The following is a 7,696-nucleotide window of genomic DNA, read 5'->3' as shown; positions in this document are numbered from 1 at the left end:
ATGAAGCAACTGGGGCAGAAGAAGAGACAAAAGCTCTGCTGTCAAGCGGGTGAGGAAACCCCACCCGCCTATGCGGTGGGGTAGTTCATTTTTTGTCCAACTGACTTTGCAACCACCCTTGGATATCCCGCAAACTTTCTGGGGAAACCTCGTGGCCCATTGCGTACTCGCGATAGGTCAAGCTTAGGGGCAAAGAGGCAAAGTAGTCGCGGATCTGGCGGCCAAAAGCCACCGGCAAGACGGCATCGGCGGTGCCGTGAACCACCAGGATACTGAGGTGCTGCAGCCGGGCGGGCTCTACCGCCTCAGCTAGGATCTCTGGCGAAAGGCGACCGCTGATTGCCACCACCCCGGCCAGCTTTTCAGGCTGGGTGAGAGCCAGATATAAGCTCATAATTGCCCCCTGGCTAAACCCCAGCAAATACACCTGCGCCGGATCCAAAGCCAGACTTGGGATCCCCTGATCCAGAAAGTGGCTTAAAAGCTCCCGGCTGCGGCGGGCTTGCTCCGGATCCCCCACCAGCCCTTCCGGCGTCCAAGCCATTTCAAACCAGGCAAAGCCGCCCGCCCCCCAGGGAAGCGGTGCCCTTAGGCTAATTACCGCTAGGCGGGGATCCAAGTAAGGAGCCAATTGGAGAAGATCCCCCTCGTGGCTGCCGATCCCGTGCAGCATCAACAGCACCGGCGCCTTTCCAGGCCCAACTTGGCGGGGGGGTTGCAAGCGGTAGGCAAGGGGCAGAGAGGAAGACACTGCACTCCTCAGGAAGAGGGACGCCTATTGCTGGCCTAGACCCACTCCCGGGGCTGGCGCAGCACTTCGTAGAGCTGGGCTTCCCAGCTATCGGGCGGCGGCTCGTAGCCGTATTCCCAGCGCACCAATGGCGGCAATGACATCAGGATCGACTCAGTGCGGCCTTGGGTCTGCAGCCCAAAGATCGTGCCCCGGTCGTAGACCAGGTTGAACTCCACATAGCGCCCGCGCCGGTAGAGCTGGAACTGTCGCTCCCGCTCCCCCCATTCCATCCCCTGCCGCCGCTCTACAATCGGCACATAGGCCGGCAAGAACGCCTCGGCACAGGCTTGCACCAGCTCAAAAAGATGTTCCCAACTGCGGGATCCCACCCGCGCCTGGAGTGGCGGCGGCTCAGAGGCAAGCTGGTCAGGATCCGCTTCTGCCTCCCCCTCAGGACGGTAGAGCAGCCCGGGCCGGTCGTCTTGATAATCAAAGAAAATGCCACCAACGCCGCGGGCCTCGCCCCGATGGGGCAAGAAGAAGTAGCGGTCGCACCAGATCTTAAAAGCCGGGTAGTAGGCCGGATCCAGCCGGTCGCAAGCCGCCTTGATGGTGCGGTGAAAATGGGTTGCATCCTCCTCAAACAGGTAGTAGGGGGTGAGATCCATGCCGCCGCCAAACCACCAAACCGGCCCTGCTTCAAAATAGCGGTAGTTGAGGTGAACTGTTGGCACATAAGGGTTGCGGGGGTGCAACACCATAGAGGTGCCGGTGGCGTAGAAGGAATGACCTGCTGTCTCCGGACGCTGCTTGAGGATCGAGGGGGGCAGCTGGGATCCGAACACCTCGGAAAAATTGACCCCTCCTTGCTCGAACACCCCTCCCTGCTGAATGACCCGCGAGCGACCGCCGCCACCGCCAGGACGCTCCCAACTGTCCTCGCGAAACTTGGCTTTGCCGTCCAGTGCCTCTAGTCGAGCACAGATCTCATCCTGGAGATGCCGCATAAACTGGCTTACTCGTTGACGAGCATCCAGCAGCGGTGCTGTCGGGCTTGCGGTCAGCATCATCGTCTTCCCGTCTCTCGAAATGGACAAAACAACTCCTCTACTAAGGGCAGACCCCCGCCTCAGGCCTTGCAGGCGCGGAGAACCCTTCTCGGCAATCTAGGCCATCTCTAGATTACTCTAGTTTTAAGTGGGAACGACCGCGTGGGGGCGGAGCCTTGCCCACTTGTTCCGCTCCTCGCGAAAACTCTGGCAGGCCACCACATCCCACTCCATCTCGGTGCCCCCGTTGCGGATATTGACGTTGATCTGGGGTCCTTGCGGCTCAAAATCCGGCGTCAGGGTGAGGTGGGGCTGTTGGTGCTGCGCTTCCACGGCGTGATAGGTGGTGCAGCGATCCACATAGTAGCAGTGAATACAAATGCACATGGCTGCTGCCTACCCGAAAGAGTCTGTGATCTCGACAATAGCATCCTGTCTGCGGAGAGACGGGGGATCCGGCTTGCTCAACCGATCCTTGAGACATTTCTTAGGAAAGAGAGGCATTTCCCCTTCTCTCGTCTAAAATCTCAAGGTACTCATCCACCCATGAGGCTAAGGCTTGGTTCCTGGTCAGGATCAAGCCAAGCAGGCTATCCTGAGGAATTGCCATGAACACCCACACCCGCTACCGCTTTACCTGCACCCTCTCCTTTGGGGATATCTACGGCCAGATCATCGTTTGGCTAATCGTGATTTTTGCCGGCCTGGGCGCCGCCCTCTCTTTGATGAACAGCCCCCTCTACGCCTTTCTCACCATCGCGCTGATCTTGGTCATCTCCCTGCCTTTTCTGCTCTTTGCCTTTGTGACGACGCTGCTCAACCACATCGAGTTTGTGGCTGTTCCTTCAGAGGAAGAAGAGGAAGGGCGCACTGGGGCGGCCAAGTCGCCAGTGGCCGTCAGCTAGCAGCAGTCTAACCTAGCGGCCCCAGGGAGGAGCTGGGGGCAGGGACAGCGGCGCTTTCTCTATTAAGGGTTGTTTAAAGCTTTGTCAAATTTTGTTATAGTTGGATCCAGCAGCCTCGCGGCTTGATCCCTTTGCCGTTGGCACTTCCTAACTGAGGAAGGCGACAGGCGGTCTACAGCTGGCTCAAGAACGGGCTGCAAGACCGTTGAAGAGGTGCATGCAGGGGTGATGTGAGGTGAGGGAGAATAACTTGATCCAGCTCGACTACCGAGTGTACCGGCTGGCGCGGCTGTTGAGCGAATACCTCAATTTGGGGGAGTTAATTGCGGTTTCCGCTGGATCCCTGGAGGAGGAGCCGCTGGCTCCCGCCGAGTGTTCTGCCTGCTGAGCTGGATCTGGCGCCAACAAGCGGGATCCCGTAGGCTAGGTAACTTGTCTCCCGTTGCATCTCCTATGCGGATCCCTTCCTGGTGGCCACAGCTCAGTTTTCAGGTCTGGCTAATCTTCGTCGGTCGGCTGCTTTCCCAAACCGGAACCGGCTTTGCCCTCTTCTACACCCCCCTCTTTTTTGTTGACCAGGTGGGGCTAAGGGCCACTCAAGTGGGGCTGGGACTGGGCCTCATGGCTCTAAGTGGCGTGCTTGGCCGCATTCTCGGCGGCTCAATGGCTGACGGCGCTTGGGGGCGCCGCTCCACTTTGATCCTCTCGCTGGCCATTTCTGCTGCTGGCTCGTTTGGGTTTGCCCTCTCCCAGGGTTTCTACAGTTTTGCCCTGGCCAGTCTGGTAGCGGGGATGGGTCAAGGTTTGTACTGGCCACCAGTGGAGGCAATTGTAGCCGACCTAACCACGCGCGAGCAGCGCAACGAAGCCTATGCCCTCAACCGCCTGGGGGATAACTTGGGCCTCAGCCTCGGCGTGGCCATGGCCAGCGCTCTGGTAGCCCTGACAAAGAACTACCGCCTCTTGTTTGTGATCGACGGCCTCACCTACTTGATTTTTCTAGCGCTGCTCTGGTTTTGCATTCGGGAAACTCGGGTAGCTCAGTCGGCGGCAGAGCCCCTGTGGGCCGGCTGGAAAACTGCCCTGAGGGATCGCTCCCTGGTGGTGTTTGCCCTGGCCAACATTTTCTTCACCACCTACATTGCCCAGCTCAGCAGCAGCTTGCCCCTTTACTTGCGCAAGGGGGCTGGGATCCCTGAGGTACAGATTGGCCCGTTGTTTGCCCTGCACGGCGCCCTCATTGCCCTGCTGCAGCTGCCGGCAGCTCGTTGGCTCAATCGCTGGACGCGCGTCCGTGCCCTCCAGGGATCTGCACTGATGTGGGGGCTGGGATTTGGATTGATTTGGCTCAGCAGCTTGGCAGCGCAGTTGGGAGCGATGCCAGCTATGGGGATGGCGGCTTTGGCCTTGGCGGTGCTCTCGTTGGCCTTGGTGAGCTACAATCCCTCCGCTTCGGCGCTGGTGGCAGATTTGGCCCCGGATCATCTGCGGGGGGTCTATCTGTCGATCAACTCCCTCTGCTGGGCAGTAGGCTTTGCTATCGGGCCGCTAATCGGGGGGATGGCTCTGGATCTGCCGCCCCCTTGGGCAGGAGGGCTGTGGCTCTTCTGGGTGTCTACCGTCAGCCTGGTTTGGGGGATCCTCGGCTTTTTGGATGGCACCCTACCCTGCAGAGTCAATGCGGCGACGGCCTCTCCGCCGCAAGCGGCTGTTCCCCTGCGCAAGGCAGAGCCCTAGGGTAGGAAGCTGGATGGTTTGTTAAGCTGATGTTACCTTCAACCCTCGCAGCATGAGTCGTATTTGCATTCTTGGGGGTGGCTTTGGCGGGTTGTACACAGCCCTGGAGCTCATCCGCCGACCTTGGCCGGAGCCGCCACAGATTACGCTGGTGGATCGGCAGGAGCGCTTTGTCTTTGCCCCGTTGCTCTACGAGCTGCTCACGGGCGAGCTGGAAGACTGGGAGGTGGCTCCCCGCTTCCAGGATCTGCTGCCGCCAGAGTCGGTGCAGTTTTGCCAGGGCTCTGTGCAGTCCATCGACCTGAAAGCCCGCCGCGTCCTGCTGAGAGAGGGGCAAAGCCTGGAGTACGACACCTTGGTGCTGGCGCTGGGAGGGGAAACCCCTCTGGAGAGCGTGCCGGGAGCAGCGGAGTTTGCCTTTCCCTTCCGCACCCTGGCAGATGCCCAACGGCTGCGGGCCCACCTGAAAACTCTGGAGGCGCGGGATCCGGCTCAGCCGATAACTCTGGCCATTGCCGGGGCGGGGGCAAGCGGCGTGGAACTGGCCTGCAAGCTAGCAGATCGGCTGGGATCGCGGGGACGGATCCGTCTTATTGAGGGGGGATCCCGGATTTTGTCGGGCTTTGCTTCTTCCAGCCGGGAGGCGGCCCAAGTGGCGTTGGCCCAACGGCGGGTGCAGGTGGAGTTGCAAACCAAGGTTTTGGGCATCGAGGCTCTGGGCGAGAACGGCGCCCCCCCCTTCCGCCTACAATTGCAGCGGCTGGAGGCCCAGGAGACGGCTACGGATCTTGTGGATGCGGTGCTGTGGACCGTCGGAACCCGACCGGCAGCGGTGATCGCCAACTTGGATCTGCCCAAAAGTGAGCGGGGACGGCTGCAGGTTTTGCCCACCCTGCAAACTCCCCCCTTTCCAGAAGTGTTTGCCCTGGGAGACGTAGCGGCGGTGGTGGATGCCGAAGGCCAGCCGGTGCCCGCCACCGCCCAAGCAGCTTTTCAACAGGCCGGCTATTGCGCTTGGAACCTGTGGGCCTTGCTCACGCAGGAGCGGCCCCTGCTGCCGTTCCGCTACTTTTCTCTGGGGGAAATGCTCAGCTTGGGGACGGATACGGCGGCGCTTTCTACCCTCGGCGGCCTCACCCTGAGCGGCCCCCTGGGCTATTTGGCCCGACGAGCCATCTACCTGGTGCGTCTACCTACCCTGGAGCACCAGCTCAAGGTGGGATGGAACTGGATCACCCGCCCGCTCTGGCAGGCCCTAGGAGCCCTGTAGCTGGCGGGAGCGCTCGTAAGCTGCCCGCACTGCCCGCATCAAGGCCCCCCGCACCCCCGCCTCTTCCAGGACTTGGATCCCGGCGATGGTCGTTCCCCCTGGGCTGGTCACTTGATCCTTGAGAAGGGCGGGGTGGAGCTTCTCGTGCTGTAAAAGGGCAGCCGTGCCCGCCAAGGTCTGCATCGCCAGTTGGGTGGCGAGGAAACGCGGCAGACCCACCCCCACCCCCCCGTCGATCAGCGCTTCCAGGATCACCGCCAAATACCCCGGCCCCGATCCCGACAGGGCCGTCACCGCATCCATTTGGCTTTCGGCCACCGTCACCACCTGGCCTACAGCCCGAAACAACCTTTCCACCTGCTCCTTCTGATCAGGCGTCACTCCTGGCCCGTAGCAGATAGCCGTGATCCCTGCTCCCACCAGCGCCGGTGTGTTGGGCATGGTGCGCACCACCCTCTGCTGGGGAAAAGCCTGCTGCAACTGCTGCAAAGGGATCCCGGCCATAATCGAGATCACCAACTGCGCGGCGGACGGCTGGCCCATCTCAGCCACCACCTGCGGGAAAACCTGGGGCTTGACGGCCAAAAATACAATCTCAGACTCTCCCGCCTGAGATAGATCCGCCAACAGCCGAATGCCCAGCTCCTGCTGTAGGGTCTTGGCCTTGTCCGGGTCGGGCTCCCGCAAAGCCACCTGAGCTGCAGGATAAAGCCCCGCAGTCACCCAACGCCGTAGCAGGGCGGATCCCATGGCTCCCCCCCCGATCACACTCAGCAGTGGTCGCTCCATACTGGCTAGTGCTGGCCCACCGCCTGCAAATGTTCATAGCTGCTGGGCCAGAGAGGGGCAGGGCTGTGCAAGGGACGCTGCAGCGGCTGCACCCCTTGGCTACTGGGGGTGGAGACCGTCACCGTGCTGGGGGTGAACAAAAAAATGTTTTCGCCAATGCGCTCCTGGTGGCCATCGATGGCGTAGGTGCCACCGGCAACAAAATCCACCGAGCGCTGTGCTTCGGCGGGATCCATCAGGGTCAAGTTCATGATCACCGTCTTACGCTCCCGCAGGTACTGGATGACTTGTGCCATCTCGTCAAAGCTGCGCGGCTCCAGCACCACCACTTCGCTGGTGGGTGGGTTGACACCCGGTAATCCAATTACGTTGCTCCCCATACTGCCCCCTGCTAAGCGATCCCGAGGTTGACTGCGCCGATGGCCCCGCGACTCTTCTCGACCGGCAGACCCTTCCCCGGCTTCCGCTCCCCGTTGTCGGCGTCCGCGTGGAAGGGCACTGGCTTCCTGCTCTTCAGGAGCCGGTTGGGAACGGCGTCCCTCGTAGAGCACTTTGTAATCATCCTGCTCTTCCATCTCAGGGTACTCCTCCAGGCCGTCCACGGGATCATTCAGGCCCACAAAATCTCTTACCCTGCTCCAGATTCCATTGACATTCATCGTCCACATCCTCACTACAGGTCATGGTTTGCGGCAAGCACAGGATTCAGCCTCTTGATTGGATCTTGAGTGGCCCAGTCAAGCCAAAGGGCATCTCCAACCTTTATTTTTTTAGTTAAAGTCTTTCAGAAGGCCGAGACAGGGTTTGCTCAAGAAGCTGCCGAGGCAGGTTAACAAAACCCATGGGTTCGACGAGTCGAGTTTACCCAGAAGAAGTGAAGATGTCATCCCACTTGTCCAGCCACTGCTTTGGCCAGAGTCTACTGCGCTCCTTGTCCAGCTTGAACACGTGTTAACGGGAGTGACGCAAATGATTACAAGTTTCCCTAAAATTTCCCCGACAGGGTAAATTTTGGGCGGGATTGCCCTGTTTTTGCCCGATTCAGGCCGAACTCCAACCCAGAGCGTGCCCTGCAGGGCAACTCCGGAGTTGCGCGGCTTTACACAAAATTTAATCACAATTCAGCGGCTTCATGGAGGCTCCATCTATGCTATTTCCGCTCGGCATCGGCGAACAAAGCGCGCCCCAGCCGGATTAGGTTGGAGCCTGCGGC

Annotated in this window: 9 protein-coding genes; 4 read left to right on the top strand and 5 right to left on the bottom strand. The window is 60.3% G+C overall.

Going from position 1 to position 7,696, the window contains the following annotated elements:
* Window positions 1-85: 85 nt before the first annotated feature.
* The 3 genes from NW841_RS09635 to NW841_RS09625 form a co-directional block, all read right to left on the bottom strand.
* A complete protein-coding gene (locus NW841_RS09635) occupies window positions 86-751 on the bottom strand; it encodes an alpha/beta hydrolase (RefSeq protein ID WP_414386196.1) in 666 nt (221 codons plus the stop codon).
* Between the two features lie 35 nt (window positions 752-786).
* On the bottom strand, window positions 787-1,800 hold the full coding sequence (hemF, locus tag NW841_RS09630) for an oxygen-dependent coproporphyrinogen oxidase (RefSeq protein ID WP_414366155.1): 1,014 nt from the start codon (window positions 1,798-1,800) through the stop codon (window positions 787-789).
* Window positions 1,801-1,926: 126 nt separating this feature from the next.
* Window positions 1,927-2,169 (bottom strand): Ycf34 family protein, encoded by a 243-nt coding sequence (locus NW841_RS09625; RefSeq protein ID WP_414362132.1) that lies wholly within the window; start codon window positions 2,167-2,169, stop codon window positions 1,927-1,929.
* A 221-nt stretch (window positions 2,170-2,390) separates the two neighbouring features.
* Here NW841_RS09625 and NW841_RS09620 point away from each other — a divergent pair, with 221 nt between their 5' ends.
* The 4 genes from NW841_RS09620 to NW841_RS09605 all read left to right on the top strand — a co-directional run bounded on the left by NW841_RS09620 (window position 2,391) and on the right by NW841_RS09605 (window position 5,694).
* Window positions 2,391-2,687: a hypothetical protein gene (locus NW841_RS09620; protein WP_414366143.1), complete on the top strand. Its 297-nt coding sequence runs from the start codon at window positions 2,391-2,393 to the stop codon at window positions 2,685-2,687.
* 235 nt (window positions 2,688-2,922) lie between these two features.
* A complete protein-coding gene (locus NW841_RS09615) occupies window positions 2,923-3,075 on the top strand; it encodes a hypothetical protein (RefSeq protein WP_414366145.1) in 153 nt (50 codons plus the stop codon).
* A 65-nt stretch (window positions 3,076-3,140) separates the two neighbouring features.
* On the top strand, window positions 3,141-4,424 hold the full coding sequence (locus tag NW841_RS09610; protein ID WP_414386195.1) for an MDR family MFS transporter: 1,284 nt from the start codon (window positions 3,141-3,143) through the stop codon (window positions 4,422-4,424).
* A gap of 52 nt (window positions 4,425-4,476) precedes the next feature.
* Entirely contained in the window at window positions 4,477-5,694 is a 1,218-nt protein-coding gene (locus NW841_RS09605; protein ID WP_414386194.1) for an NAD(P)/FAD-dependent oxidoreductase, read from the top strand.
* Here NW841_RS09605 and proC read toward each other — a convergent pair.
* The gene (proC, locus tag NW841_RS09600; protein WP_414386193.1) at window positions 5,680-6,483 is read right to left on the bottom strand and encodes a pyrroline-5-carboxylate reductase; all 804 of its coding nucleotides are present in this window, start codon (window positions 6,481-6,483) and stop codon (window positions 5,680-5,682) included. The two genes, NW841_RS09605 and proC, sit on opposite strands and share 15 nt — an antisense overlap.
* 5 nt (window positions 6,484-6,488) lie before the next feature.
* A complete protein-coding gene (locus tag NW841_RS09595; RefSeq protein WP_414378524.1) occupies window positions 6,489-7,058 on the bottom strand; it encodes a cell division protein SepF in 570 nt (189 codons plus the stop codon).
* Window positions 7,059-7,696: the final 638 nt, after the last annotated feature.

This window comes from Synechococcus sp. H60.3 (assembly GCF_047462295.1).
Lineage (GTDB): Bacteria > Cyanobacteriota > Cyanobacteriia > Thermostichales > Thermostichaceae > Thermostichus.
The sequence above is the reverse complement of the archived record's forward strand: the minus strand, read 5'-3'. Positions and strand labels throughout refer to the sequence as shown.

Excerpts from the sequence above, each read along its gene's own strand:
- hemF (WP_414366155.1), bottom strand. The coding sequence starts at position 1,800 with ATGCTGACCGCAAGCCCGACAGCACCGCTGCTGGATGCTCGTCAACGA.
- NW841_RS09625 (WP_414362132.1), bottom strand. The coding sequence starts at position 2,169 with ATGTGCATTTGTATTCACTGCTACTATGTGGATCGCTGCACCACCTAT.
- NW841_RS09620 (WP_414366143.1), top strand. The coding sequence starts at position 2,391 with ATGAACACCCACACCCGCTACCGCTTTACCTGCACCCTCTCCTTTGGG.
- NW841_RS09610 (WP_414386195.1), top strand. The coding sequence starts at position 3,141 with ATGCGGATCCCTTCCTGGTGGCCACAGCTCAGTTTTCAGGTCTGGCTA.
- NW841_RS09605 (WP_414386194.1), top strand. The coding sequence starts at position 4,477 with ATGAGTCGTATTTGCATTCTTGGGGGTGGCTTTGGCGGGTTGTACACA.
- proC (WP_414386193.1), bottom strand. The coding sequence starts at position 6,483 with ATGGAGCGACCACTGCTGAGTGTGATCGGGGGGGGAGCCATGGGATCC.
- NW841_RS09595 (WP_414378524.1), bottom strand. The coding sequence starts at position 7,058 with ATGGAAGAGCAGGATGATTACAAAGTGCTCTACGAGGGACGCCGTTCC.